This window comes from Micromonospora sp. NPDC023814 (assembly GCF_040639595.1).
Taxonomy (GTDB): Bacteria; Actinomycetota; Actinomycetes; order Mycobacteriales; family Micromonosporaceae; genus Micromonospora.
The window spans coordinates 43,123-68,268 of record NZ_JBFAAF010000027.1; the positions used below are offsets into that span (position 1 = coordinate 43,123).

At 74.8% G+C, this 25,146-nt stretch carries 28 protein-coding genes; 11 read left to right on the top strand and 17 right to left on the bottom strand.

Annotation, left to right across the window (positions count from 1 at the left end):
- Window positions 1-83 precede the first annotated feature (83 nt).
- Window positions 84-1,259, bottom strand: a complete 1,176-nt coding sequence (locus tag AB0G14_RS16695) for an NADP-dependent malic enzyme (protein ID WP_357698140.1) — start codon at window positions 1,257-1,259, stop codon at window positions 84-86.
- A 140-nt stretch (window positions 1,260-1,399) separates the two neighbouring features.
- On the bottom strand, window positions 1,400-1,750 hold the full coding sequence (locus AB0G14_RS16700) for a S24 family peptidase (protein WP_357698142.1): 351 nt from the start codon (window positions 1,748-1,750) through the stop codon (window positions 1,400-1,402).
- Window positions 1,751-1,833: 83 nt separating this feature from the next.
- Between AB0G14_RS16700 and sodN the strand changes: the two genes are divergently transcribed.
- From sodN to AB0G14_RS16715, 3 genes are all read left to right on the top strand, one after another.
- Complete coding sequence (sodN, locus tag AB0G14_RS16705; RefSeq protein WP_357462334.1) at window positions 1,834-2,238, top strand: superoxide dismutase, Ni; 405 nt, start codon at window positions 1,834-1,836, stop codon at window positions 2,236-2,238.
- Between the two features lie 62 nt (window positions 2,239-2,300).
- The gene (locus AB0G14_RS16710; protein WP_357698225.1) at window positions 2,301-2,819 is read left to right on the top strand and encodes a GNAT family N-acetyltransferase; all 519 of its coding nucleotides are present in this window, start codon (window positions 2,301-2,303) and stop codon (window positions 2,817-2,819) included.
- A gap of 25 nt (window positions 2,820-2,844) precedes the next feature.
- Entirely contained in the window at window positions 2,845-3,252 is a 408-nt protein-coding gene (locus tag AB0G14_RS16715) for an anti-sigma regulatory factor (RefSeq protein WP_357698145.1), read from the top strand.
- Window positions 3,253-3,306: 54 nt separating this feature from the next.
- Here the strand turns inward: AB0G14_RS16715 and AB0G14_RS16720 are convergent, their stop codons facing one another.
- A complete protein-coding gene (locus tag AB0G14_RS16720) occupies window positions 3,307-3,696 on the bottom strand; it encodes a hypothetical protein (protein ID WP_357698147.1) in 390 nt (129 codons plus the stop codon).
- Window positions 3,697-3,739: 43 nt separating this feature from the next.
- On the opposite strand from AB0G14_RS16720, the gene AB0G14_RS16725 reads away from it, so the two are divergent.
- Together AB0G14_RS16725 and AB0G14_RS16730 are read left to right on the top strand one after the other, a co-directional pair.
- Window positions 3,740-4,690 carry a diacylglycerol kinase family protein gene (locus AB0G14_RS16725; RefSeq protein WP_350703759.1) on the top strand — a complete coding sequence of 317 codons (951 nt, stop codon included), beginning with the start codon at window positions 3,740-3,742 and terminating at the stop codon, window positions 4,688-4,690.
- Between the two features lie 449 nt (window positions 4,691-5,139).
- The gene (locus AB0G14_RS16730) at window positions 5,140-5,397 is read left to right on the top strand and encodes a WhiB family transcriptional regulator (RefSeq protein ID WP_007072794.1); all 258 of its coding nucleotides are present in this window, start codon (window positions 5,140-5,142) and stop codon (window positions 5,395-5,397) included.
- A gap of 97 nt (window positions 5,398-5,494) precedes the next feature.
- On the opposite strand, the gene AB0G14_RS16735 is transcribed toward AB0G14_RS16730, so the two are convergent.
- The 4 genes from AB0G14_RS16735 to AB0G14_RS16750 all read right to left on the bottom strand — a co-directional run bounded on the left by AB0G14_RS16735 (window position 5,495) and on the right by AB0G14_RS16750 (window position 9,021).
- The gene (locus tag AB0G14_RS16735; RefSeq protein WP_357698228.1) at window positions 5,495-6,235 is read right to left on the bottom strand and encodes a CbiX/SirB N-terminal domain-containing protein; all 741 of its coding nucleotides are present in this window, start codon (window positions 6,233-6,235) and stop codon (window positions 5,495-5,497) included.
- A gap of 62 nt (window positions 6,236-6,297) precedes the next feature.
- Window positions 6,298-7,083 carry a phosphoadenylyl-sulfate reductase gene (locus AB0G14_RS16740; protein ID WP_357698149.1) on the bottom strand — a complete coding sequence of 262 codons (786 nt, stop codon included), beginning with the start codon at window positions 7,081-7,083 and terminating at the stop codon, window positions 6,298-6,300.
- Window positions 7,080-7,238, bottom strand: coding sequence for a hypothetical protein (locus AB0G14_RS16745; protein ID WP_350703763.1), 159 nt, complete (start codon window positions 7,236-7,238; stop codon window positions 7,080-7,082). Before AB0G14_RS16745 ends, AB0G14_RS16740 begins: the two co-directional genes overlap by 4 nt.
- A 67-nt stretch (window positions 7,239-7,305) precedes the next feature.
- Window positions 7,306-9,021 (bottom strand): nitrite/sulfite reductase, encoded by a 1,716-nt coding sequence (locus AB0G14_RS16750; protein WP_357698151.1) that lies wholly within the window; start codon window positions 9,019-9,021, stop codon window positions 7,306-7,308.
- 407 nt (window positions 9,022-9,428) lie between these two features.
- Here AB0G14_RS16750 and AB0G14_RS16755 point away from each other — a divergent pair, with 407 nt between their 5' ends.
- Window positions 9,429-10,883: a glycosyltransferase family 39 protein gene (locus tag AB0G14_RS16755; RefSeq protein WP_357698153.1), complete on the top strand. Its 1,455-nt coding sequence runs from the start codon at window positions 9,429-9,431 to the stop codon at window positions 10,881-10,883.
- A 17-nt stretch (window positions 10,884-10,900) separates the two neighbouring features.
- Here the strand turns inward: AB0G14_RS16755 and AB0G14_RS16760 are convergent, their stop codons facing one another.
- Window positions 10,901-12,451, bottom strand: a complete 1,551-nt coding sequence (locus tag AB0G14_RS16760; protein WP_357698155.1) for a histidine kinase N-terminal domain-containing protein — start codon at window positions 12,449-12,451, stop codon at window positions 10,901-10,903.
- A 25-nt stretch (window positions 12,452-12,476) separates the two neighbouring features.
- Window positions 12,477-13,508: an SIS domain-containing protein gene (locus AB0G14_RS16765; RefSeq protein ID WP_357698230.1), complete on the bottom strand. Its 1,032-nt coding sequence runs from the start codon at window positions 13,506-13,508 to the stop codon at window positions 12,477-12,479.
- A 187-nt stretch (window positions 13,509-13,695) separates the two neighbouring features.
- Here AB0G14_RS16765 and AB0G14_RS16770 point away from each other — a divergent pair, with 187 nt between their 5' ends.
- Complete coding sequence (locus tag AB0G14_RS16770) at window positions 13,696-15,522, top strand: tetratricopeptide repeat protein (protein ID WP_357698157.1); 1,827 nt, start codon at window positions 13,696-13,698, stop codon at window positions 15,520-15,522.
- A gap of 6 nt (window positions 15,523-15,528) precedes the next feature.
- Here AB0G14_RS16770 and AB0G14_RS16775 read toward each other — a convergent pair whose 3' ends face one another.
- Window positions 15,529-17,118, bottom strand: a complete 1,590-nt coding sequence (locus tag AB0G14_RS16775) for an MDR family MFS transporter (RefSeq protein ID WP_357698159.1) — start codon at window positions 17,116-17,118, stop codon at window positions 15,529-15,531.
- Window positions 17,119-17,228: 110 nt separating this feature from the next.
- Here AB0G14_RS16775 and AB0G14_RS16780 point away from each other — a divergent pair, with 110 nt between their 5' ends.
- Window positions 17,229-17,822 (top strand): TetR family transcriptional regulator, encoded by a 594-nt coding sequence (locus tag AB0G14_RS16780; protein ID WP_357698161.1) that lies wholly within the window; start codon window positions 17,229-17,231, stop codon window positions 17,820-17,822.
- Window positions 17,823-17,871: 49 nt separating this feature from the next.
- Here AB0G14_RS16780 and AB0G14_RS16785 read toward each other — a convergent pair whose 3' ends face one another.
- Window positions 17,872-18,381 (bottom strand): GNAT family N-acetyltransferase, encoded by a 510-nt coding sequence (locus AB0G14_RS16785; protein WP_357698163.1) that lies wholly within the window; start codon window positions 18,379-18,381, stop codon window positions 17,872-17,874.
- Window positions 18,378-18,599 carry a biotin/lipoyl-binding carrier protein gene (locus tag AB0G14_RS16790; RefSeq protein ID WP_176737378.1) on the bottom strand — a complete coding sequence of 74 codons (222 nt, stop codon included), beginning with the start codon at window positions 18,597-18,599 and terminating at the stop codon, window positions 18,378-18,380. Before AB0G14_RS16790 ends, AB0G14_RS16785 begins: the two co-directional genes overlap by 4 nt.
- Before the next feature lie 245 nt (window positions 18,600-18,844).
- On the opposite strand from AB0G14_RS16790, the gene AB0G14_RS16795 reads away from it, so the two are divergent.
- Window positions 18,845-18,979: a hypothetical protein gene (locus AB0G14_RS16795; protein ID WP_281190906.1), complete on the top strand. Its 135-nt coding sequence runs from the start codon at window positions 18,845-18,847 to the stop codon at window positions 18,977-18,979.
- Between the two features lie 105 nt (window positions 18,980-19,084).
- Here AB0G14_RS16795 and rsrA read toward each other — a convergent pair whose 3' ends face one another.
- The 5 genes from rsrA to AB0G14_RS16820 form a co-directional block, all read right to left on the bottom strand.
- The gene (gene rsrA, locus AB0G14_RS16800; protein ID WP_350703776.1) at window positions 19,085-19,372 is read right to left on the bottom strand and encodes a mycothiol system anti-sigma-R factor; all 288 of its coding nucleotides are present in this window, start codon (window positions 19,370-19,372) and stop codon (window positions 19,085-19,087) included.
- A gap of 1 nt (window position 19,373) precedes the next feature.
- Complete coding sequence (locus AB0G14_RS16805) at window positions 19,374-20,198, bottom strand: sigma-70 family RNA polymerase sigma factor (protein ID WP_357698166.1); 825 nt, start codon at window positions 20,196-20,198, stop codon at window positions 19,374-19,376.
- 411 nt (window positions 20,199-20,609) lie between these two features.
- Window positions 20,610-21,224, bottom strand: a complete 615-nt coding sequence (locus tag AB0G14_RS16810) for an alpha/beta family hydrolase (protein WP_357698168.1) — start codon at window positions 21,222-21,224, stop codon at window positions 20,610-20,612.
- Window positions 21,225-21,306: 82 nt separating this feature from the next.
- Window positions 21,307-21,699, bottom strand: coding sequence for a WhiB family transcriptional regulator (locus AB0G14_RS16815; protein ID WP_350683209.1), 393 nt, complete (start codon window positions 21,697-21,699; stop codon window positions 21,307-21,309).
- A 195-nt stretch (window positions 21,700-21,894) separates the two neighbouring features.
- Window positions 21,895-22,605 carry an SOS response-associated peptidase gene (locus AB0G14_RS16820; protein ID WP_357698170.1) on the bottom strand — a complete coding sequence of 237 codons (711 nt, stop codon included), beginning with the start codon at window positions 22,603-22,605 and terminating at the stop codon, window positions 21,895-21,897.
- A 101-nt stretch (window positions 22,606-22,706) separates the two neighbouring features.
- Here AB0G14_RS16820 and aroA point away from each other — a divergent pair, with 101 nt between their 5' ends.
- Window positions 22,707-24,008: a 3-phosphoshikimate 1-carboxyvinyltransferase gene (gene aroA / locus AB0G14_RS16825; RefSeq protein WP_357698172.1), complete on the top strand. Its 1,302-nt coding sequence runs from the start codon at window positions 22,707-22,709 to the stop codon at window positions 24,006-24,008.
- Complete coding sequence (locus AB0G14_RS16830) at window positions 23,978-25,132, top strand: ribosome small subunit-dependent GTPase A (protein ID WP_357698174.1); 1,155 nt, start codon at window positions 23,978-23,980, stop codon at window positions 25,130-25,132. Before aroA ends, AB0G14_RS16830 begins: the two co-directional genes overlap by 31 nt.
- The last annotated feature ends 14 nt before the right edge of the window (window positions 25,133-25,146 follow it).

The window sequence follows — 25,146 nt, forward strand, 5'->3', positions numbered from 1 at the left end:
AGAAGGGCTGCTCGCCGTGCGACGGGTGTAAGGAAGGGCCCCTTCCTATCGCATAGCGATAGGAAGGGGCCCTTCCTTACACCTCAGCGGGTGACGCCGTCGCGGCGGGCGGCCTCGGCGACCGCCTCGGCCACCGCGGGGGCGACCCGGGGGTCGAGGGGGGACGGGACGATCGCCTCGGCGGTGAGCGACTCGGCCACGACGCCCGCGATGGCGTCGGCGGCGGCCACCTTCATGCCGTCGGTGATGCGGGTGGCCCGGGCGTCCAGCGCCCCCCGGAACACGCCCGGGAACGCCAGCACGTTGTTGATCTGGTTGGGGTAGTCGCTGCGGCCGGTGGCGACGACGGCCACGTGCCGGGCGGCCACCTCGGGATGCACCTCGGGCGTCGGATTGGCCAGCGCGAAGACGATGCCCCCCGCCGCCATGCCGGCCACCGCCTGCTCCGGGATCTGCCCGCCGGAGACGCCGATCAGCACGTCCGCGCCGCGCAGCGCCTCGGCGATGTCGCCCTCGCGGCCGTCGGCGTTCGTCATCGCGGCCAGCTCGGCCTTCGTGCCGGTCAGCCCGGCCCGGTGCCGGCCGATGATGCCCTTGGAGTCGCAGACCACCACCTGGTCCGGGTCCACGCCGCCGGCGACCAGCATCTTCGTCACCGCCACCCCGGCGGCGCCGGCGCCGCTGACCGCCACCCGCAGGTCGCCGAGCTTGCGGTTGAGCAGCGTGGCGGCGTTGCGCAGCGCGGCGAGCACGACGATCGCGGTGCCGTGCTGGTCGTCGTGGAAGACCGGGATGTCCAGGGCCTCGTCGAGTCGGCGCTCCACCTCGAAGCAGCGCGGGGCGCTGATGTCCTCCAGGTTGATCCCGCCGAACGACGGCGCCAGCGCCCGCACCACCGCGACGATCTCGTCCACGTCCTGCGTGTCCAGGCAGACCGGCACGGCGTCGACGCCGGCGAACTGCTTGAACAGCACCGCCTTGCCCTCCATCACGGGCAGCGCCGCGCGCGGGCCGATGTTGCCCAGCCCGAGTACGGCCGAGCCGTCGGTGACGACGGCCACGGTGTGCGCGGCCCAGGTGTAGTCGTCGGCGACGCCCGGGTCGGCGGCGATCGCCTCGCAGACCCGGGCCACACCCGGGGTGTACGCGAGAGAGAGGTCCTCCCGGCTCGTCAGCGGCACGGTCGAGGCGACGGCCATCTTGCCGCCCCGGTGCAGCCGGAAGACGGGATCAGCGGGGTCCACGGTGGACGATGACATGGTGACTCCAGGATCTGTCGAGCAGACGGAGCGGCCGGCGCGGGCGCGAGGTGAGGCGCCCAGCGGCGACACGCGGTGCGGGGGTCACCCGGGCACGCCCCGAGCATAGTGTCGCCACCATCACACCGATGTGAGCGGGGTCATAACCGACGCCGACGCACCCGTCCGGGGCGGGGCCAGTAGCGCGCCACCACCCGGCCCCGCACGTCGGCCACCCCGTACGCCCGGGAGTCGTCGGTGACGAGGTCGTTGTCGCCGGCCAGCCACCAGCCGCCGTCCTCGGCGCGGACCGCGCGCTTGACCACGAGCAGCTCGGGGCGGCTGCGGAACACCGCGACCACGACGTCGCCGGGACGGACGGCCCGCCCGCCGGGGCGGACCAGCACCGCGTCGCCGTGCCGCAGCGTGGGCGACATGGACGGACCGGTCACCAGCACGGCGGTCAGCGGCCACCGCAGCCGGGGTGCCCCTGCCGGGTGATCGGCCCCCATCGGTTCACCTCCACCCGGCCTCTCGGCACGCGTCCAGGAGTAATGTCGTGGTGGATCATCGCAAACTTCCCAGGAGGATCCTGATGCGACTTCCGCGCATCCTTACGCCCCGCGTGACCGCCAGCGCCCACTGCGACCTGCCCTGCGGCGTCTACGACCCGGCCCAGGCCCGGATCGAGGCCGAGTCGGTGAAGGCGATCTGCGAGAAGTACCAGGCCAACACCGACCCGGAGTTCCGCACCCGCGCCATCCTGATCAAGGAGCAGCGCGCCGACCTGGTGAAGCACCACCTGTGGGTGCTCTGGACCGACTACTTCAAGCCGGCCCACTTCGAGAAGTACCCGCACCTGCACCAGCTGTTCAACGAGGCCACCAAGCTGGCCGGCGCCGCCGGCGCGAAGGGCGGCACCGACCCGGCCAAGGCCGACGAGCTGCTGCAGAAGATCGACGAGATCTCCAAGATCTTCTGGGAGACCAAGAAGGCGTGACCCTCGCCGGTCCGCCGACGATCCGGCCGGCACGTCCCGGGGACGTGCCGGCCGTCGTCGCCATGGTGCACGAGCTGGCGGCGTACGAACGCGCCCCCGACGAGTGCCACCTCACGGAGGAACAGCTCAGCGCCGCCCTGTTCGCGACTGCTCCAGGTCGCGGCGCGGCGTCAGACGCGCCGAGCTGGAGCAGTCGTAGGCCGGCCCCGGCGCTCTACGGGCACGTGGCCGTCGACGCCGACGACGAGCCGGTGGGCTTCGCGCTGTGGTTCCTCAACTTCTCCACCTGGGCCGGGGTGCACGGCATCTACCTGGAGGACCTCTACGTCCGCCCGGCCGCCCGGGGCACCGGCGCGGGGCGGCTGCTGCTGGCGACCCTCGCCGCGATCTGCGTGGAGCGGGGCTACCAGCGGCTGGAGTGGTGGATGATCGACTGGAACCCGGCCGCCGGCTTCTACGCCTCGATCGGGGCGCGGCAGATGTCCGAGTGGGTCCCCTACCGGCTCAGCGCGGACGCCCTGGCCGGCCTGGCCGCGCAGGCACGTGGCGGCCCCCACACGTCCGGGCGACCGAGCGGGTAGAGTCCCCGACCGGGGGGGATGAGTGGTGACTCAACTGACCGGGCAGCCGACGACCGACGACGACGTCGTGCACCTCACCGTGCCCGCGGACGGGGGCTACCTCGGGGTGTTGCGTACCGCCACCGCCGGGCTCGCGGCGCGGCTCCAGTTCGCCCTCGACGAGATCGAGGACCTGCGCATCGCCGTGGACGAGGCGTGCGCCATGCTGCTCGCCATCGCCACCCGCGACGCCGAACTCGACTGCCGGTTCGCGGTCACCGACGACGTGCTCACCGTCGAGGTGACGGTGCCGACCGTCCGGGGCGCCAGACTGCCGGCGGAGTCGTCGTTCGCCTGGAAGGTGCTCACCGCGCTCACCACGTCGGCGTCCGCGAGCGCCGCCGACGGCCGGGCCACCATCTCGCTGCTCACCCGGCGCGCCTCCGGGTACTGAGCCGCCCGTCCCCGGCGGTGCGCCGCCGGACGCTCCGGCACCCCCGGCGGGACGTCACTCGAAGCCGAGGGCCCGCGTGGTCGGGGTGCTCACCAGCAGCGCGGTGACGCCGAGACCGAGCGCCATCAGCGGTACGCCGAGCCAGGCCACCCCGCCCTGGACCATGAACCACCCCACCGGCAGCAGCATGAGCTGGAGCACGATCGCCGGGGCGCGGGCGCCCGCCCGGCGCCGGGCCAGCGCGCCGCCGAGCGCCCAGAGCGCCGCCGCCGCACCGACCGCGAACGCGGTCACCAGCAACGCCGAGGTGAGGTCGGTGGTGGTGGCGGTGAGATCGGCCCAGACCAGCCAGGCGGCGACCAGCCCCACGGCGACCGCCTCGCCCCACAGCAGCCGGACCGCCCAGCGGAGGGTGACGGGAATCGGGTCCGAGTCGATGGTCACGCGCGCCACGATACCCGGGCTACCGCGCGGTACAGTGCCGCCCATGCGGGCCGTCCTGGTGGTCAATCCGAAGGCCACCACCACGAGCGAGCGCAGCCGGGACGTGCTGGTCCGGGCGCTGCGCAGCGAAGTCGACCTCTCCGTGCGCTACACCCGCCGGCGCGGGCACGCGACCGACCTCGCCCGGGAGGCGGCCGAGGAGGGCGTCGACGTCGTCGTCACGCTCGGTGGCGACGGCACGGTCAACGAGGTGGTCAACGGCCTGATGACGGCCGAGCCGCCGACCATGCCGGGCGCCGCCTCGCCGGCCGAGCGGCTGCCCGCCCTGGCGACCGTGCCCGGGGGCTCGACCAACGTCTTCGCCCGGGCGCTCGGCCTGCCCCGGGACTGGCCGGACGGGGCCAGCATGATCCTGGAGGGCCTGCGGCTGGGCCGGTACCGGACCATCGGGCTCGGCCGCGCCGACGACCGCTACTTCACCTTCTGCGCGGGCTTCGGCGTCGACGCGGCGGTCATCCACCGGGTGGAGCAGGCCCGCCGGCGGGGCCGGGTCTCCACCCCCGCGCTCTACTTCCGCGCCACGGTCGCCCAGTACTTCCTCAACTCCGACCGTCGGCATCCGGCGATCAGCCTGGAGCGGCCGGGCGAGCCGGCGGAGGGCGAGCTGGCCACGGTCATCATCCAGAACACCGCGCCGTGGACGTACCTGGGCGACCGGGAGGTCAACCCGAACCCGGAGGCGTCGTTCGACCTGGGCCTGGACGTGCTGGCGTTGCGGCAGCTCCGGGTGGCCAGTACGACACGGACGGTGACGCAGTTCTTCGCCCGGACGCCCGACCCGCACGGCCGCCAGGTGCTGCGGCTGCACGACGTCGCGGAGTTCACCCTGCTCTCGGCCCGCCCACAGGCGTTCCAGCTCGACGGCGACTATCTCGGCGAGCGGGAGAAAGTCAGATTCACATCCATCCCCGCCGCACTGAGAGTAATCTGCTAGGTCTCGGGTACTGCCGTAGGTCGACGCGGCGACGACCGCACCGACCGGAGCGGCCGCCACACCGAGAGGCAGGTGCCGGAAATGTCAGCAATGTCACGCGGACTGTACTATATTGATCCTCGACTGTGGTACGCCGGGTAACCGGGAAGACGCCGGAATCCGGACAAATGGGTTGTGGGCTTGCTCACCGCCTGGAGTTTTTCCGAGCGCCACCCTTGACATCCCGAGCGTTCGTGAAAGTATTCACAAGCGAACTTGAGTTACCGGGACATTGCCTGGATATGCTCGGCAGGTTGAGCTGTTCCAGCAGGTCCGCGGGGCCAACAACAGCCTGCTCACGCACTGCCGAATAAGCGGACGCGAACCGTCACCATCGGCGCTGCGGATGCATATAGGAAAAGCACCAAAGCAATATCTGCCACCCACCCAGAATGAGGAGTGTTGCCGCCATGGACTGGCGTCACCATGCTGTCTGCCGCGACGAGGACCCGGAGCTGTTCTTCCCGATCGGGACGTCCGGACCGGCTCTCCTGCAGGTCGAGCAGGCCAAGGCCGTCTGCCGGCGCTGCTCCGTGACCGACCAGTGCCTGCAGTGGGCGCTGGAGTCCGGTCAGGACGCTGGCGTCTGGGGCGGGATGAGCGAGGAGGAGCGGCGCGCCGTGAAGCGCCGCGGTGGCCTCCGGGTGCTGCGCGCTCACTCCGCCTGATCCCACGCACCACAGCTGCACGCCCCGGCCGGGTCCGCCCGCCGGGGCGTCTCGCTGTCCGCACCCCGCTCACCTACCCACCGGGGCGCCTTTCCGATCATGGTCGGGCCGTGACCCCGGCCACCCCGGCGGCGGCGTCGACGCGCCGCAGGACCACGTCGGCCAGCTCCGGGGCGTCGGTCAGCGGGGCGGACACCGCCACCGCGCCGGCCTCCCGCGCCGCCCCGGCCACGGCGTCGTGGAAGAGGCCGGGAGCCAGGAAGTAGGCCGACACCACCACCCGCCGGGCGCCCCGGGCACGTAGCCGGGCCACCGCCGCGTCGACGGCCGGCGGGGCGGCCGAGGCGTACGACACCCGGGTGGGCACCCCGAGACCGGCGCGCAGCGCGGCGGCCACCCGCCCCACCGACCCGCGCGCCCGGGCGTCCCTCGTGCCCGCGGCGGCGAGCACCAGCCCGTCGAACCGCCCCGGCTCCGCCTCGCCCAACCGCCGGCGCAGGCCGGCCAGCAGCCCGCCGTCGACCTCGCCGTCGGCGGGGCCGAGCACGTCGGTCACCCGTACCGCGATCGGCGGCCCCGCCGCGCGGGCCGCCGCCACCGCCGCCGGGATGTCCACCCGCCGGTGGTACGCGGCGGTGAGCAGCAGCGGCACCAGCACCGCCCGGGGATGCCCGGCGCCGGCCAGGTCCCGCAGCACCGCGGCCGGTCCCGGCTCGGTGTGGTCCAGCCAGCTCGCCAGCACCGGCGTGCCGGGCCGGGCGGTCGCCACCGCCCGGGCCAGCGCCAGGGTCGCCTCGGCGGCCCGCGGATCCCGGCTGCCGTGGGCGACCAGGACCACGGGGTCGGCCGCCCCCCACGGCCCGGGCGCCCCCGGTGCGGGAGCGGCCGGGCCCGGCCCGGTCAGACGTGCAGACCGCACTCGGTCTTCTCGAACAGGGCCCACCGGCCGGCCCGCGGATCCTCCCCCGCCTTAGTGCGGCGGGTGCAGGGCCAGCAGCCGATCGAGCCGTAGCCCTGCCTGAACAGCTCGTTCACCGGCACGTTCCAGCGGGCGACGTAGGCGTCCACGTCCGCCTGCCGCCAGGCCGCGATCGGGTTGACCTTGACCTTGCCCCGGCGGGCGTCGAAGGTCACCACCGGCGTGTTCGCCCGGGTCGGCGACTCGTCCCGGCGCAGCCCGGCGGCCCAGGCGTCGTACCCGGCCAGCGCCCGCTCCAGCGGTTCGACCTTGCGGAGCTGGCAGCAGTCGTCGGGGGACTTGTTGAACAGCCGGGGGCCGTACTCGCCGTCCTGCTGGCCGACGGTCAGCCTCGGCCGGATCGACCGGACGTTCACCGGCAGCGTCCGGGCCACCTCGTCGCGGACCTTCAGCGTCTCCGGAAAGTGCAGGCCGGTGTCGAGGAAGACCACGTCCACCCCGGGGGCGACCTGGGAGACCAGGTGGGCCAGCACGGCGTCGGCCATCGAGCTGGTGACGCAGAACCGGTCCCCGAAGGTCGCGACCGCCCAGCGCGCGATCTCCAGCGCGGGCGCGCCCTCCAGCTCCCGCCCGGCCTCCTCGGCCAGCGCGCGCAGCTCGTCCGGGTCGCGACGCGCCGGGTCGGCCGGCTTCGGGCCGCCGACGCCGACCAGGCCCAGGCCCGCCGCGGAGACGAGGCCCGACGGGTCGCCCGTGCCCCCGCTCACCGGGCCACCGCCCGGCCGAGCAGGCCGGTGAACCTCACCGAGAACACCCGGGCGCAGGCGTGGCACTCCCAGGCGCCGTGGCCGGCCTCGCTCGGCCGCAGGTCCTCCTCGCCGCAGTAGGGGCAGTACAGCGGCGCGGAACGGGTCTCGCTCATCGCGTCACCCCGCTGTGGCCGGCGCCGCGACGGCGCTCCACCACACTCGGCCGGCTGACTCGTTCGCTCATCGGAGTTCCTCCTCGTCGACCCTGATCACCCAGTTGGCGAACGTCTCGCCCGCTTCCCGCCCGGCCAGGTAGCGCCGGGCGAGGCGTTCCACGTACTCCGGAAGCTCCTCGGCGGTGGTCTTCAGGCCGCGCAGCTTGCGGCCGAAGCCGGCGGTCTGCCCCTCGGCCATGCCGAGCCCGCCGCCGAGGTGGACCTGGAAGCCCTCCACCTGGCGACCGTCCGGGCCGACCACCAGCTGGCCCTTCAGGCCGATGTCGGCGACCTGGGTGCGGGCGCAGGCGTTGGGACAGCCGTTGAGGTGGATGGAGATGTCGGCGTCGAAGTCGCGCAGCCGCTCCTCCAGCCGGGCCACCAGCTCCTCGCCCCGGGCCTTGGTCTCGACGATGGCCAGCTTGCAGTACTCGATGCCGGTGCACGCCATGGTGCCGCGCCGCCAGGCCGACGGCTGCGCCTCCAGCCCGATCTCCCGCAGCGCCCGCACCAGCGCGTCGGTCCGCTCCGGCGCCACGTCGAGCACCAGCAGCTTCTGGTACGGGGTGAGCCGCACCCGGTCGCTGCCGTGCGCCTCGACGACGTCGGCCAGCCGGGCGAGCTGCCCGCCGGAGACCCGCCCGACCACCGGGGCGGCGCCCACGTAGTTGCGCCCGTCGCGCTGCGGGTGCACGCCGATGTGGTCCACCGGCTTGTCGGGCAGTTGCGGGGCCGGCCCGTCGAGCAGGGCGCGGCCCAGGTACTCCTTCTCCAGCACCTCGCGGAACCTCGCCACGCCCCAGTCGGCGACGAGGAACTTCAGCCGTGCGCGGTTGCGCAGCCGGCGGTAGCCGTAGTCGCGGAAGATGCCGACCACGCCGGCCCAGACGTCCGGCACCTCGGCCAGCGGCACCCAGACGCCGAGCCGCTGGGCCAGCATCGGGTTCGTGGACAACCCGCCGCCCACCCAGACGTCGAAGCCCGGGCCGTGGTCCGGGTGGTCCACGCCGAGGAACGCGATGTCGTTCGCCTCGTAGGGCGTGTCGACCAGCCAGGAGACGGAGGTCTTGAACTTGCGCGGCAGGTTGGAGAACTCCTTGTCGCCGACGTACCGGCGGACGATCTCGTCGACCGCCGGCGTCGGGTCGACCAGCTCGTCGCGGGCGACGCCGGCCACCGGGCTGCCCAGCACGACCCGGGGGCAGTCGCCGCACGCCTCGGTGGTCTGCAGGCCGACGGACTCCAGCCGGCGCCAGATCTCCGGCACGTCCTCGACCCGGATCCAGTGGTACTGGATGTTCTGCCGGTCGGTGATGTCGGCGGTGTCCCGGGCGAACTCGCGGGAGATCTCCGCGACCACCCGCAGCTGCGCCAGGCTGAGCTCGCCCCCGTCCACCCGGACCCGGAGCATGAAGAACTCGTCCTCCAGCTCGTGCGGCTCCAGCACCGCGGTGCGACCGCCGTCGATGCCCGCCTTGCGCTGCGTGTAGAGCCCCCACCAGCGGAACCGGCCGCGCAGATCCTGCGGATCGATCGAGGCGAACCCGTGGTGGGCGTAGATGTTCTCGATCCGGGCCCGCACGTTCAGCGGGTCGTCGTCCTTCTTGATCCGCTCGTTGGCGTTGAGCGGCTCGCGGTGGCCGAGCGCCCACTGGCCCTCACCGCGCGGGCGGCGCGGGGTCCGGGCTGGTCGGGGGGCCGTCGGATCGCCGGCCCGGGCCGGGATGCTGCTGACCGCCATGGCGGCGTCCTCCGTTGTCTGGGGTGCCTCGGGATGCGCGGGCGCGGCGGCCGGCCCGTCGGGACGGGCTGGGGACAACGGTGTCGGAACAGCCGGCGCGGGGGCGCGCCCGAGACAGATTGGTCGGGCGTCGTCAGTGGGCCGGACAGATGGCGCTGCGCACGCGGCCGTAGTCGACGTGGCGGCGGGCCACGAAGCGGCGGACGACGGCGGCGGTCATGGAGTCATGCTGCCACACCGGGTGGGGGCCGGCCAACGAGCGCGTGCGTGATCCCACATCACGGGCGACGCGCCCGGAAACGACGCCGGCGGCTGATCCGTGGACCGGCACAACGGCACGGCCCGGCTGTGTGACGCTGCGATATGTGACCGGTTCTTCTGATTTGTCTGCCGGCGGTCCAGGCCGGGTGACCGCGCCGCCGCCCGCCGGCGACGCGCCCGGCGGGCCGGTCCGCGCACCTCGCCTGGTCTGGGTCGGCCCGACGCTGGCCACCCTGGCCGTCGTGCTGACCGGGATCGGCCACGCGCAACCGTGGCGCGACGAGTTGGCCACCTGGAGCGCGGCGACCCGGTCACCCGGGGACCTGGTCCGGCTCGCCGGCACCATCGACGCCGCCACCGGCCCCTACTACCTGTTCATGCACGCCTGGGTGGCGCTCGCGGGCGACTCGGTCGCCGCGCTGCGGCTGCCCGCCGCGCTGGCCATGGCCGCCACCGCCGGGTTGACCGCCGTACTCGGGCAGCGGCTGGCCGGCACCCGGGCGGGGCTGCTCGCCGGGCTGCTCCTCGCGGTGCTCCCGGGCACCTCGCGGTACGGCCAGGAGGCGCGCCCGTACGCGCTGGCGGCGTTCTTCGCGGTGCTGGCGACCCTGCTCCTGGTCGAGGCGCTGGCCCGGCCCGGGTGGCCCCGCTGGGCCTCGTACGCCGCCGCCGTGGCCGCCCTCGGGCTCACCCACCTGGTCGCGCTCACCCTGCTCGCCGCGCACGCGGTGGCGGTGTTCGCCGCCCACCGCGAGGGGCCGCCGAGCCGCCCACTGCGCTGGGCACTCGCCCTGGTGCCGGCCGCGCTGCTGGTGACCCCGCTGGTGCTGCTGGCCAGGGGCCAGCGGTCCCGGCAGCTCGACTGGGTGGACACGGTCCGGCTGACCGACCTGACGGCGCTGCCGGGCGGGGTGGCGCAGAGCGGCGTGGTGGGCGGGCTGCTGGTGGGGTTGGCGGCGCTCGGGGCGGCCGGGCTCCGCCGGCGCGCCCTGCTGCCCGGGTGCGCCGTGCTGCTGCCGGTGCTGCTGCTCTTCGCCGCCGGCGCCGTCGTGCCCCTCTGGGTGTCCCGCTACCTGTTCTTCGTCGTGCCGTTCGGCTGCCTGCTGGCCGGCGCGGCGCTCGCGACGGTGCCGCTGCCGCCCGCGCTGGCCGTGGTGGCCCTGGCCGGGCTGCTCGGCCTGCCCGACCAGGCGGCGCTGCGGCGAACGCACGAGTGGCCTCGCAGCGCCCCGGTCGACTACCGCGGGGCGGCCCGCGTGGTCGCCGACGGCCAGCGGCCGGGGGACGCCGTCGTCTACTCGCCCCGCGAGAGCTGGCTCTTCCTCGACCTCGGCCTCGGCTACCACCTGGGCGACCGCCGCCCCCGGGACGTGCTGGCCACCGAGGACCAGGCCCGCCGGGGCGACCTGTGGGCCGCCGAGTGCACCCGGCCGGCCGAGTGCCTGGCCGGCGCGCAGCGGGTCTGGCTGGTCGTGGCCGGCCGCCGCGACGACCCGCTGGCCACCGTACCGGGCGCCAAGGGCGACGCGCTGCGCTCCGGCTACACCGTCGAACGGGTCTGGCACCGCCCCGGCCTGACCGTCGCGCTGCTCACCCGCTGACCCGACCCGCCCGCGGGTCAGCCGGCGGCGCGGCCCTCCGGGGCGCTGCGGGCCAGCGGCACGACGAGCGTCGCCTCGGTGCCGCCGGTCGCGCCGTCGCGCAGTTCGATCGTGCCGCGCAGCTCGCCGGTCACCAGCGCCCGGACGATCTGCAGACCGAGGTTGCCGCCCCGCTCGGCGTCGAAGTCCGGCGGCAGCCCGCGCCCGTTGTCGGTCACCGAGACGTGCAGCATCTTCCGGAACCGGTGCGCCGACACCACCACCTCGGGCGCGGCGCCGGCCGCGTCCGGCGCGGCGGCCGCCTCGGCGGCCGGCGGGAAGCCGTGCTCGACGGCGTTGAGCAGCAGTTCGTTGAGGACCATCACCAACGACGTGGCGACCTCGGCGGGAAGCACCCCGAAGCTGCCCGTCCGCCGCATCCCGACCGTCGACTCGGCCGCCGCCACCTCGGTCGCCGCGCTGGCCACCCGGTCCACGATGCCGTCGAACTCGACCGCCTCGTCGCTGGACAGGGAGAGGGTCTCGTGCACCAGCGCGATGGAGGCGACCCGGCGTACCGACTCCTCCAGGGCGACCCGGGCCTCCGGCATGGACACCCGGCGGGCCTGGAGGCGCAGCAGGGCGGCGACGGTCTGGAGGTTGTTCTTCACCCGGTGGTGGATCTCCCGGATGGTGGCGTCCTTGGTGATCAGGGCGCGGTCGCGGCGGCGTACCTCGGTGATGTCCCGGACCAGCACCAGCGCGCCGATCGGCACCCCGGCGGGCATCAGCGGCAGCGCCCGGGTGAGCATCGTGGCGCCGCGGGCGTCGATCTCCCGACGGGGCGGCGCCTCGCCGCGCAGGGCGGCGAGGATGCCGTTCGCCGCGTCCGTCCCCTCCAGCGGGTCGCCGGCCAGCCGGCGGTGCAGCGCCGCCAGGTCCTCGCCCACCAGGTGCGAGGCGTAGCCGAGCCGCCGGTACGCCGACTGCGCGTTCGGGCTGGCGTAGGTGACCTTGCCGCCGGCGTCGAGCCGGACCAGCCCGTCGCCGACGCGGGGCGCCGAGGTGGTCTCCCCCGGGTGGCGCGGCGGCGGGAAGGTGCCGTCGGCGATCATCTGCGCCAGGTCGTCGGCGGTGGTGAGGTAGTTCAGCTCCAGCTGGCTCGGGGTGCGCGCGGTGGAGAGGTTGGTGTCCCGCCCGACCACGGCGACCACCTCGCCGGCCTCGCCGTCGGTCGTGCGCAGCCGGACCGGGATCGCCTCGTGCCGGGCGGGCACGTCGCCGTACCAGACCGGGTCGCCCTCCCGCCAGATCCGGCCCTGCCGGTGGGCCACCTCCAGGTGGGCCATCTCCGGCCCGCCGACGATCCGCCCCACCTGGTCGTCCAGGTACGCGGTGGGGGCGGTCGTCGGCCGGACCTGGGCGACGCAGAGGTACGTCCCGTCACCGTCCACGGGCACCCAGAGCAGCAGGTCGGCGAAGGACAGGTCGGACAGCAACTGCCAGTCGCCGGCGATCCGGTGCAGGTGGTCGATGTCGGCCGGACGGAGGCGGGTGTGCTCCTCGGCGAGGTCGCGCAGCGTGGACACGCTGACCAGCGTGCCACGCCGGGCGTCACATCGTCGCGGTGACCTTCTTCAGGCCGCGCGGCGCGTCCGGGTCCTCGCCCCGGGCCAGCGCCAGCGCCAGCGCCAGGCGCTGCAGCGGCAGGATGTCCAGCAGCGGGGCGTACCGCTCGTCGACCTCGGGGACGGCCATCCGGGTGGCGCCCTCGACGTCGGCGGAGCCGACCACCACCACGTCGGCGCGGCGCTCGCCGAGCCGGGGCAGCACCTCGCCCATCGACCGGCCGCCCGGCCCGGAGCCGACCACGGCGAGCACCGGCACGTCGGGGTCGGTCATGGCGAGCGGGCCGTGCAGCAGGTCGGCGCCGGAGAACGCCAGCGCCGGCAGGTAGGAGGTCTCCATCAGCTTCAGCGCGGCCTCGCGGGCGGTCGGGTACGCGTACCCGCGGCCGGTGGTGACGAGCTGGCCGGCGAACCGGTAGCGGGGCGCGAGCTGGGCCGGGGTGGGGTCGTCCAGGGTGCGGGCGGCCAGCTCGGGCAGGGCGGCGAGCGCGTCGCGCTCGTCGGCGGGCAGCGCGCCGTCGCCGGCCCGGATGCCCTCGACGAGCATCAGCAGGGCGAGCAGCTCGGCGGTGTACGTCTTGGTGGCGGCCACCGCGCGCTCGTGCCCGGCGGCGATGTCGACGCTCAGCTCGGCGACGTCGGCCAGCGGGGAGTCGGGCGCGTTGGTGACGGCCAGGGTCAGCGCGCCCGAGGCGCGGGCGGTGCGCAGCACCTCGGCGAGGTCCGGCGAGCCGCCGCTCTGGCTGACGCCGACGACCAGCGCGTCGGAGAGGTCCGGCCGGGCACCGTAGACGGTGACGGCGCTGGGCGAGGCGAGCCCCGCGGGCAGGCCGAGCCGGATCTCGGTCAGGTACGCCCCGTAGAGGGCGGCGTGGTCGGAGGTGCCCCGGGCGGTGAAGACCACGTGCCGGGGTCGGCGCTCCGCGATGACCGCCGCCACCCGGGCGATCGCCCCGGCGTGTTCGGCGGAGAGCAGCCGGGCGTAGCCCGCCGGCTGCTCGTCGATGTCGGCGGCCATGCCAGCCCCTGCACGCGTCACGGAAACTCCTCCCACTGCGCGGTTGCCGCGCGTTTCCTGCTCAGTCTTGCATCTTTGATCTGATCAGAGCAATCGAACGAGCAGGAGTGCGCAGTTGATCACCATGTCGGTACAACATCACCTAGGCTTGCCCGGCCCACCGGAGCACGACGAGTGAGAGGACGCCGTGGCCGAGGACGACCGGGCGCTGCCCGCGGCGGAGGAACTTGCCCTCGCCCGGCTCGCCATGGACTGCGGCGACCTGGAGCACGCGGCCGGGCACGTCGCCGCCGCGCTCGCCCAGGCCCCGACCCTGCCCGAGGTGCACGAGACCCTCGCCCGGCTCGCCGCCGCCGACGGCGCCGGCGGCGTGGACCTCTTCCCGCTGCACCACCACGCCTTCGTCGGCGCCGTGGTCGCCCGCGCCCACCTGCTGGCCGCCGCCGGCCGGCCCGCCGAGGGGCTGGACCTGCTGGTCGCCGCGACCGGGCACGCCCCGGGGGCGGACTGGGCCGGCGTGCCCTGGGTGACCGCGCCGGAACTCGCCGAACGCCTCGAACCGGACCGGACCGCCCGCATCCTGATGCAGGTCTGCGCCGCCGTGCCCGACCCGGCGCCCCGGGCCGACCGGGCGACGCTGGCCCCCTACCTGGCGCTGGCCCGCAACGCGGTCACCGTCCACGCCGAGCACGGCCTGCTGCTGGGCGCGGCGTCCGCGCTGGCCCGGCGGGTCGGCGAGGTCGCCCTGGCGGTCCGCTGGGCCGCCCGGGGCGTACGCGCGGAGCCGTCGAAGATCGGCGAGGTGTGGCTCGGGTACGCGTACCGCAGCGCCGGCCGCACCCGGGAGGCGCTGGCGGCACTCGGCCGCGCTGTCGCGCACGACCCCGACGACCTCGCCGTGTACGCCGACATCGCCGGCACCCTCGCCGACATCGGGCGGCTCGACGAGGCGCTCGACTGGATCGACCGGGCCCTCGCCCGGGACCCCACCTTCGACTGCGCCGTGCACACCGCCCACCGGCTGCGGCACCAGCGCGACGGCGACGTGGCGCACCTGGTCGCGCTCGCCGACTTCGTGCGGGACCACCCGGACGACTCGCACGAGCACGGCGACCTGGCCGAGTGCTGCCGCAGCCGGGCCTGGCTCGGGCAGGTGACCCCGGCGGCCGGGGCGGTGGTGGAGGCGCTGCGTCAGGCCGTCGCCGACGACCACGGCGGGGTCGGTGCCGCCGTGGTGCTGGAGTCACCCGCGCCGCCGAGCGCGCTGCGTACCGTCGCCACGGCCGTGCCGGCGCTGCGGGTCGAGGTGGCCGGCGTGCCGGAGCCGGACCCGCGCGAGCCCCGGCGGGCGGACGCCCGGCGGCTCTGGCGCTGGGACGGGACGACCGTCGCGCCCGCGGTGCCGGCGCCCTCGGCGGAAGCGACCGCGCGGCTGCGGCAGCTCGCCCACCCGGCGTGGCCGCACCCCCCGGCGGCGTACGACGCGGCGGTGGGCCTGGCCACCCTGGACCTGGCCGACCTGGTCGGCCTGCTGGCGCACCCGCCGGACGCGCCGCCCACCGCGCTGGGCCGGGTGCTGGGGCAGGACCCCTCGCTCTGGGTGCGCTGCGTCCAGGTGTGGGCCTGTCTCGGCCTGCTGCACCACCGCACGGACGAGCCCTGGGCGACCTCGACCCGCCGCCGGGTGCTGCTGGACCTGGTCTGGGGCGTCGAGGACTGGATCACCGAGGCGGCGCTGTTCGCCATGGTCACCGCCGCCTGGGTCGACCCGACGGTGCGCCCCGACGTGGCGCGGGTGGTGGCCGAGCGGCTGGCCGACGTCGCGGCGGTGGCGCGGCTGCGCCCGGTACCCGTCGCGGTGTCCCTGGCCCACCTGGCCCTGGCGACGCCGGCCCTGGACGCGGAGACGGCGGCCCTGGCGACCTCCCTGGTCGCCACCCCCCTGGTCCCCCGCCCCCGCTCCGGCCTGCGCCGCCTCTGGCGCCGCCTCACCGGCCCCTTCCGGCGGCCCTGAAGCGGGTCAGGCGACGGGTGCCTTGCCGAGGGCGGCCTCGGCCTGCCCCTCGCCGGCGCCCTGCGGGGCCGGCGGCTCGTTGGCGGTCCGCAGCGGGATTTCCTTGATGAACCAGGCCAGCACCGGCACGGCCACGGTGAACAGCACCGCCCACCAGAAGACGTGCGAGATCGCGTCGGCGAGGCCGCCGAGCACCAGTTCCCGCGCCTGCGCCGGCAGGTCCTTGAGCTCCGCCAGGTCCATCGCGGCGCCGGCCTCGCCGCCGCCGCTGAACGCGCCGCCGGCCGGGGAGTCGGCCAGCCGGTTGGCGAAGATCGCGCCGAACAGCGAGATGCCGAACGAGCCGCCGATCGAGCGGAAGAACGTGGCGGCGCCGCTCGCCGCGCCCAGGTCCTTCTGCGCCACGCTGTTCTGCGCGATGAGCATCGAGGTCTGCATGAGGAAACCCATGCCGACGCCGAGCACGATCATGTAGAGCGAGGACTCCAGCTTGCCGGTGTGCACGTCGAGCAGGGTCAGCAGCGCCATGCCCGCGGTCATCACCACGCCGCCCACGATCGGGTAGATCCGGTACCGCCCGGTCTTCGTGATCGCGCGACCGACCACCAGCGAGACCACCAGCATGCCGAACATCAGCGGAAGCAGCAGCAGCCCGGAGTTCGTCGCCGAGGCGCCCTGCACGGTCTGCTGGTACAGCGGCAGGAAGTTCATCGCGCCGAACATCGCGAAGCCGAGCAGGAAGCCGATCACGGAGATCAGCGCGAAGTTGCGGTTGGCGAAGAGCCCCAGCGGCAGGATCGGTTCGGCGGCCCGCCGCTCGACCAGACCGAAGACCACCAGCGCGACCGCGGCGAGCGCGGCCAGGCCGAGGATCTGCGGCGACACCCACGCGTACTCGTTGCCGCCCCAGGTGGTGACGAGCACGATCGCGGTGATGCCGACCGAGAGCAGCCCGGCGCCGAGCCAGTCGATCCGGTGCTCGGTGCGGTACTTCGGCAGGTGCATGGTCGTGGCGAGGACCAGCAGCGCGACGCCGCCCAGCGGCAGGTTCACGTAGAACGCCCAGCGCCAGGAGAGGTGGTCGGTGATGAAGCCGCCGACCAGCGGGCCGGCCACCATCGCGATGGCCATGATGCCGGCGATCATGCCCTGGTAGCGGCCCCGCTCCCGGGGCGGCACCAGGTCGCCGATGATCGCCATCACGCCGACCATCAGGCCGCCGGCGCCGAGGCCCTGTACCGCCCGGAAGGCGATCAGCTCGACCATGCCGTCGCCCGGCCCGCCGAACAGGTCGGAGCCGGCCATCCCGCACAGCGCCGAGCCGACCAGGAAGACGACCACCGAGGTGAGGAAGACGGACTTGCGCCCGTAGAGGTCGCCGAGCTTGCCCCAGATCGGGGTCGAGACCGTGGTGCCCAGCACGTACGCCGTCACCACCCAGGTGAAGTGGTCGAGACCGCCGAACTCACCGACGATCCGCGGTAGTGCCGTGCTGACGATCATGTTGTCGAGCATCGCCAGCATCATGGCGATCATCAGGCCGAAGAGCACGACCCGCACGTTGGGTCGTGCCGGTGCCTGGCTTGCCTGCGTCATGGGTAAGCTCCCCCGAGATGTGCCGCACTTACTTGCCGCCCGGCTAGTTAACTTACTAGCCGCACGGTAAGTTTGGCGGCAGGACCGGTCAAGCGAATTGGGTGGCAGACGTGAGGGAGAGCACAGGCGGCACGCGGGAGCGCATCAAGTCCGTCGCGCTGGAGCTCTTCACCGAGCAGGGGTACGAGAAGACCTCGCTGCGCGAGATCGCCGAACGGCTGAACGTGACGAAGGCCGCGCTCTACTACCACTTCAAGAGCAAGGACGAGATCGTCAGCAGCGTCGTCGAGGACCGGCTGGAGCTGATGGACGCCCTCATCGCCTGGGCCGAGTCGCAGCCGGCGAGCCTGGACACCCGGCGCGCCGTGATCGGCCGGTACGCCGACGCCATGTTCGCCGGCGACGAGCCGTCGGTGATGCGGTTCTTCGAGCAGAACCAGACCGTGCTGAAGAGTCTCGCCGCCGGGCAGCAGATGCGCGGCCGGATGCTGCGGTTGGCCGAGATGCTCTGCCGGGGAGACGACTCGCCCGCCGCGCAGCTCCGCGCGATCCTGTCGCTCTTCGCCGTGCACAGCAGTTGGTTCGCGATCCGCACGCCGGGCATCACCGACACCGAGCGGAGGACCCTCGCGCTGGAGATGGCCGACGAGCTGCTCGCCCCCATCGGGACCGGGCGCGACGCCGCCGCGACGGAGGCGCCCTGACGCCCGCCGGCCCCGGCGGACACGCCGGCCCCGCCTGGTCCGGGCCGGATCAGGCGCCGGTGAGCTCCAGCCGGAGGGCGAGCAGTTCCACCCCGGCCAGGGGCGACCAGTCCAGCTCCGGCACCCGCACGAAGCCCCGGCGCCGGTAGAGCCGCTGGGCGGAGGCGGCGAAGCCGCTGCGGACGCAGATCACCACCGCCGAGCAGCCCAGCTCGGTCGCCCGGGACACGCACGCCTCGACCAGGGCCGCGCCGACGCCCCGGCCCTGCGCGGCCGGGTCCACGGCCAGCATCCGGAACTCCGCCTCGCCCGCCCCGGACAGCTCCGCGTACCGGCTGCCGGGGAGGACGAACGTCACCGAGCCGAGCACCGCGCCGGTCTCCTGGTCGGCGGCGACGAGGACCTCGCCGTGCTCCGCCCGGGCCGCCACGTCGGCGAGCACGGCGCCGTAGCCGTGCTCCCCCTTGAGCTGGCCGTCGGCCTCGTACGCGGCGACCGTCAGCCGGGCCACCGCCGCGAAGTCGGCCGGCCCGGCCCGGCGCACCGAGAGGCCGGTCAATCGATCACCGCGATGAGGTCTCCGTCCTGCACGACGTCGCCCTCGTTGACCGCGAGCTGCTTGACGACACCGTCGGACTCGGCGACGACCGGGATCTCCATCTTCATCGACTCCAGGATCACCAGCGTGTCCCCCTCGGACACGGTGTCCCCGGCCGACGCGACGACCTTCCAGACGTTCGCCACCATCTCGGCGCGGATCTCCTCGGCCATCTCCACGGCCCCTTCTCTCGCGTGTTGCCTGCCGACGTATCCAATCATGCGGACGCCCCGCGGCGGGCGTGGAGCGGTCGCGTCCGGATGATCCACTGTCGTGCCGCGGCGTCCCGCCCGGCCGGGCTGCGGCGACGCGGCGAGGCGGCCGGCGTGTCGCGCGGCGCGCGTACGGCCGGCCGCCCCGGCGCACCACGGCGGGTGCCGGCAGCACTAGCATCAGCGGGTCGGACCCGGCGCCGGGAGGACCGGTGCGTGCACCGGCGCCGAGGTCGTGCGCAGGCGGATCCGACCATCACGAGGAGGTCACCATGGCGAAGAAGGCCCGGAAGAAGAAGGCCCGGAAGAAGAGCGGCGCCAACCACGGCAAGCGCCCCAACTCCTGATCCGGCGGCCGGGCCCACGGCCCGGCGTCGATCAGCCAGCAAAACGCCGGTGGCCCGGGTCGTCTCCGGCCCGGGCCACCGGCGTTGCTGTCGGTGCCGCCGGCCTCAGTCGGCCAGCTCCCGCGACTCGCTGTTCTCGAACACGACCAGCTCGGTCAGCCGGACCCGGAGCCGCTCCCGCAACTGGTCGGGCGCGGTCTCGTTGCCGCAGCAGCGCGCGACCAGCGCCCTCACCTCCTGCTCGATGCCGTACTCGCGCAGGCACGGCCCGCACTCGTCGAGGTGGTAGCGGATCAGCGTGCGCCGCTCCTCGGCGCACTCCAGATCCAGGTAGAGGTAGACCTCCGCCAGCACCTCACGGCAGTCCGTCTCGTGCGGTTCCCCACAGCTCACGTCACACCTCCCGGCCGGCGGCAGCGGTTGAGCCCTTCTTCGACGACGCGGCGCTGAAGCCCCGCTCCGCGGCGTACTGCTCGAGCAGCTTGCGCAGATTACGTCGGCCCCGGTGCAGTCGCGACATCACCGTGCCGATCGGCGTGCCCATGATGTCGGCGACCTCCTTGTAGGAGAAGCCCTCGACGTCGGTGAGGTAGACGGCCAGGCGGAACTCCTCCGGCAACTGCTGGAGGGCCTCCTTGACGTCGCTGTCCGGCAGCCGGTCCAGCGCCTCGGTCTCGGCCGAACGCAGCCCGCTGGAGGTGTGCGACTCGGCCTCGGCGAGCTGCCAGTCGGTGATCTCGTCGGTCGGCGCCTGGATGGGCTGGCGCTGCCGGCGGCGGTAGGAGTTGATGTAGGTGTTGGTCAGGATCCGGTAGAGCCAGGCCTTCAGGTTCGTGCCCTGCTCGAACTGGTGGAAGGCGGCGTACGCCTTCAGGTAGGTCTCCTGGACCAGGTCCTCCGCATCCGCCGGGTTGCGGGTCATCCGCAGGCCGGCAGCGTAGAGCTGATCGACGAAGGGCATCGCGTCCCGCTCGAAGCGGGCCCTGCGCTCGTCCGTCTTCTCGGTGGTCAACCGCACATCCCCTCGCGTCGGATGCTTTCCCGCCGAGGATACGCGCACAGACCTGCCCACAGATTCACTTCCGGCGGGTGTGCTCGTGCTCACCGCGGCCACGCCGACCGGCGGCGCCGTCGCGGGCCAGTCCGGAGCGCCCAGCAACTGCCGCAGCTGCCGCGCTCCCCGCTCGTCCCGTTCCCGGGCCTGCGTCTCGATCGGCACCCGGTCACCCCCCTCGCCAGAAATGTCGTCCGAGGGGTGCAACGGCACGGACCGGCGGGGCATTCCGGCCGGGCCTCCCGTTCCTGGTCCCGGCCCCGGCGGGACGCCGACGCTGGGACCAGGAAGGGCCTGGGAGGACCGGCGCCGCCGCCCGAACCGGGCATCCGGCACCATCCGATGCAACGACCCGCCGCGGCCACCGGACACGGCCGGCCGGAGCGTCGCCCCTTCCCCGGGGCGCGCGTTCTCGCCCGCCCGCGGCGCGTCGGCCCGCGCCACCAACCGGGGCCGCGCCCAGCGGGGCCGTCTGCTCGGCCAGGAACCGCTCCAGCTCGGTGCCCGAACGGAGGCTCGCGCCCACGAGCGGCGGGGACGGAGGTCGCGCGGGACGGGAAGGTCGCGCGCCGGGGATCAGGGCCGCGCCCAGCCCTGGTCGCGCAGCCAGTCGCGCACCGCCGCGGCCGTGCCGGTCGGGTCGCCCCGCAGGTCGTGCCGCTCCCCGGGTCGGGTGACCACGCGCACCGCGGGCCCGGGCTCCGGCACCCCGAACGGGTCGCGGTCGCCGTTGACCACCAGGGTCGGCAGGCCGGTCACCAGTTCCGCGGCCCGGGACCGCTCCGGGCGGCCGGGCGGGTGCAGCGGGAACGCGAGCGCGACCACACCGGCGGCGCCGACCGCCCGCGCGGTGCGGCAGGCCACCCGCGCGCCGCTGGAGCGCCCACCCACCAGCAGGGGTACGCCGGGATGCCGCTCCCGCAGCACGGCGAGCACGGCGGTCCACGCCTCGTCGAGGTGCCCGGCCGGAGCCGGGGCGCGCCGGCCGGCCACCCGGTACGGCTGGGTCACCCGTGCCACCACCAGGCCCGCGCCGGCCGCAGCGTCGCGGAGCGCGAGCAGGTCGGGGGCGTCGACGTCACCGCCCGCGCCGTGGCCGAGCGCCAGCACGGCGGTCGGCGGGCCGGTCGGCAGGTCGGTGGCGACCCGGGCGGGCCCGCGCGGGGTGGGTAGCTCGTCGGTCTCGGGCACCAGCCCATTCTGGGGCGTCCGGGACACGACGCGGGGCCGGCCCGCCTGATCGCGGGCCGGCCCCGGCCGGCTCAGTCGACGGTCAGCTCAGCGGCACCAGCGTGAGCAGACGGTCCCGGACCGGCGGACCCGCCTCGTCGGCGGCATCCGGATCCGGTTGCACCTCGTCGCGCCAGGCGACCAGCATCGCCCGCCGCTCGCGCGGGGTCGTGCCGCCCCAGACGCCGTGGCAGTCGCCCACGTCCAACGCCCAGGCCAGGCAGGAGCCCTGCACGTCGCAACTTCGGCAGAGCGCGACAGCCGCGTCGGCCGGCTCGTTCGGCGCCGGAAAGAACGTTTCCGGGTCGACACTCTGACAGGTTCCTCTGGTCCGCCAAGCCTCGTCCTGTCGCCGCTCCCGCAACGCCCGCAGCAGTCGCGGATCTCGTCGTGCGGCGGCCACCTCGTGCGGGCGGGGCATGCGTGCCCGTGTCATCCACCCACCTCCCCCGTGGGACCGGCAAGATCGGTGAGCGTCGTCCGCCCCGTGCGAGTCGCGCCCACTACCGGCGCTGTGTTCTATCGCACTTCCGGACACGGGGACAAGCCTCTACGGCAAATACGGGTAAACGAGCGGGCGACGTTTCGCCCGCAACTCTGGCAAATCACGCCCGACAATGCGCCGTCGCTGTCAGAAAAGCGTCACTTCCTCCGGCGCGGCGACGCGGGCGACCGGCACCCTGGCGGTCAGCTCCGGCCCGTCGTTGCGCACGTTGCCCACCGCCGGCCCCACCGGACGGATCTCGAGCCGCGCCAGCCAGTCGAGCGGGGGCGGGGCGAGCAGGCCCGCCGGCTCGTCGGTGGCCGCCAGCCACGACCCCCACCGCGGCCGGGGCAGCAGCAGCGGCATCCGCTCGTGCACCTCGGCCAACTCGCCGAGCGCGGCGGTGGTCAGCACGCTGCACGTCAGCAGCGGGCCGCCGGGCCCCTCCCAGACCGACCAGATGCCGGCGAAGGCGAGCACGGAGCCGTCCAGCGGGGTCATGTAGTACGCCTGCCTGCCCCCGCCGGGCGAGCGGACCCACTCGTACCAGCCGTCGGCCGGAACGAGGCAGCGGCGGCGGGCGAACGCGCCGGCGTACGCCCGGCTGGTGGCGACCGTCTCGGCGCGGGCGTTGATCATGCGGGCGGCGCCGGCCGGGGACCGTGACCATGCCGGCACCAGCCCCCAGCGCCCGACCGACAGCGCGCGGTGGCCCTCCGGGCTGACCCGCACCAGCGGCACCGGGTCGGTGGGCGCGACGTTGTGGTCGGGGCCGAGCCGGCCGCCGGTCTCGTCGTGGGAATCGAACAGCGCGCTCAGGTCGCCCGCGCTCCGGGTCGTCGCGTACCTCCCGCACATGCCGCACACGCTAACCCGCCGGGCGTCGCCCGGCTGTCCCGCTGGCCGGGAGCCGGGACGGTGCCGGGCGTCATCCCCGGCAGACACGGCAGAATGTAACCGTGGGGAACCTGACCGCGACCCGGCCGCCGCAGCCGTGGACCGCTCCGACCGCCTCCGACCCGGTCACGGCCACGCTGCGCCTGCCCGGCTCCAAGTCGATGACCGCCCGCGCCCTGGTGCTGAGCGCGCTGGCCAGCGGTCCCTCGACGCTGGCCGGGCCGCTGCGCGCCCGGGACACCGAGCTGATGGCCGCCGGGCTGCGCGCGCTGGGCGCGCACATGTCGATCAGCGACGACGAGCGCTGGCTGGTCCGGCCGCACCCGCTGGTCGGCCCCGCGCACGTCGACGTCGGCCTGGCCGGCACGGTGATGCGCTTCGTCCCGCCCGTGGCCGGCCTGGCCGACGGGCGGATCACCTTCGACGGCGACCCGCAGGCCCGCACCCGGCCGCTCGGCCCGCTGATCGGCGCGCTGCGCTCCCTCGGCGTACGCGTGGACGCCCCCGCCACCGGCAGCCTGCCGCTGACCGTGCTCGGCGGCGGGCGGGTGGCCGGCGGCGAGGTGGTGATCGACGCCTCGGCCTCCAGCCAGCTCGTCTCCGGGCTGCTGCTGGCCGCCCCGCGCTTCGACCGGGGCGTGGTGGTCCGGCACGTGGGTCCCCCGGTGCCCTCCGCGCCGCACCTGCGGATGACGGTGCAGATGCTCCGGGCCGCCGGCGCGGCCGTCGACGACAGCACCCCCGACGTCTGGGTCGTCGAGCCGGGCCCGCTGGCCGGACGCGGCTGGGAGATCGAGCCGGACCTGTCGGGCGCGGTGCCGTTCTTCGCCGCGGCCCTGGTCACCGGCGGCGAGGTGACCCTCCAGGGCTGGCCGCGCAGCAGCGCGCAGCCGGTGGAGCAGCTCCGCTCACTGCTGCACCGGATGGGCGGCGAGGTGACCCTCTCCACCACCGGGCTGACCGTCCGGGGCACCGGCACGGTGCACGGCCTCGACGCCGACCTCTCCGACGTCAGCGAGCTGACGCCCGCGCTGACCGCGCTGGCCATGCTCGCCGACTCGCCGTCCCGGTTCACGGGCGTCGGTCACATCCGGGGCCACGAGACCGACCGGCTGACCGCGCTGGCGCGGGAGTTCGCCGCGCTCGGCGCGGACATCACGGAGTCCCCGGACGGGCTGGAGATCCGGCCCCGGCCGCTGCGCGGCGGGGTGTTCGAGACCTACCACGACCACCGGATGGCGCACGCGGCGGCGGTGGCCGGCCTGGCCGTGCCGGGCATCGAGCTGAGCGACGTGGCGTGTACCTCGAAGACCATGCCCGAGTTCCCGGCACTATGGTCGGCGATGGTGACCGGCAAGAGCTGACACGACGGGGGGCGGTCCTGGCGACCAGACGGCGGGAGTACGACGAGGACGACGTCCGGGTACGACCCGGGAAGTCGTCGCGCCCACGTACGCGCACCCGGCCCCGGCACGCGGACGCCGTCGACGGCTTCGTGATCGCCGTCGACCGGGGCCGCTACACGTGCGTGCCGCCCGACGGGGGGCTGGACGCGCCCACGGTCACCGCCATGCGGGCCCGGGAGTTGGGCCGCAAGTCGGTGGTGGTCGGCGACCGGGTCGGCCTGGTCGGGGACACCTCCGGCGCGGCCGGGGCGCTGGCCCGGATCGTCCGGATCGCCGAGCGGACGTCGGTGCTGCGGCGCACCGCAGAGGACGACGCGACCACCGCCGAGGGGCGGCTGGAGCGGGTGGTCGTCGCCAACGCCGACCAGTTGGTGATCGTCAGCGCGCTGGCCGACCCGCCGCCACGCACCGGGTTCATCGACCGCTGCCTGGTGGCCGCGTACGACGCCGACATCGAGCCGCTGCTCTGCCTGACCAAGGCAGACCTGGCCGGCCCCGAGGGGGTGCTCGGCTACTACGCCGAACTGGAGCTGCCGTACGTGCTGATCCGGCCGGACTCCGACCTCGACGCCCTGCGCAGCCTGCTCGCCGGCCGGGTCTCCGTCATGGTGGGGCACTCCGGGGTGGGCAAGTCGACGCTGGTCAACCGGCTGGTGCCGGACGCCGCGCGGGCGGTCGGCACGGTCAGCGCGATCGGCCGGGGCCGGCACACCTCCACGAGCGCGGTGGCGCTGCGGCTGCCCCCGCTGCCCGACCGCGACGACGACCGACGGCAACTCCAGCTCGGCGCGTCCGCCGCCGCGCCGCGACCCGGAGCCGCCGCCGGCTGGATCATCGACACTCCGGGGGTACGCAGCTTCGGGCTGGCACACGTCTCCGCCGACAGCCTGCTGCACGGCTTCCCCGACCTGGTGGAGGGCACGGTCGACTGCCCCGCCAACTGCCCGCACACCCCCGAGGCTCCCGACTGCGGGCTCGACGCCTGGGTGGCCGCCGGCAAGGCGGACCCGCGCCGGCTGGCCTCGTACCGCCGGCTGCTCGCCTCCCGCGCGGGCGAGGGCGACCCGCCCGCCGGGGCGTGACGCCGGGGCCGTCG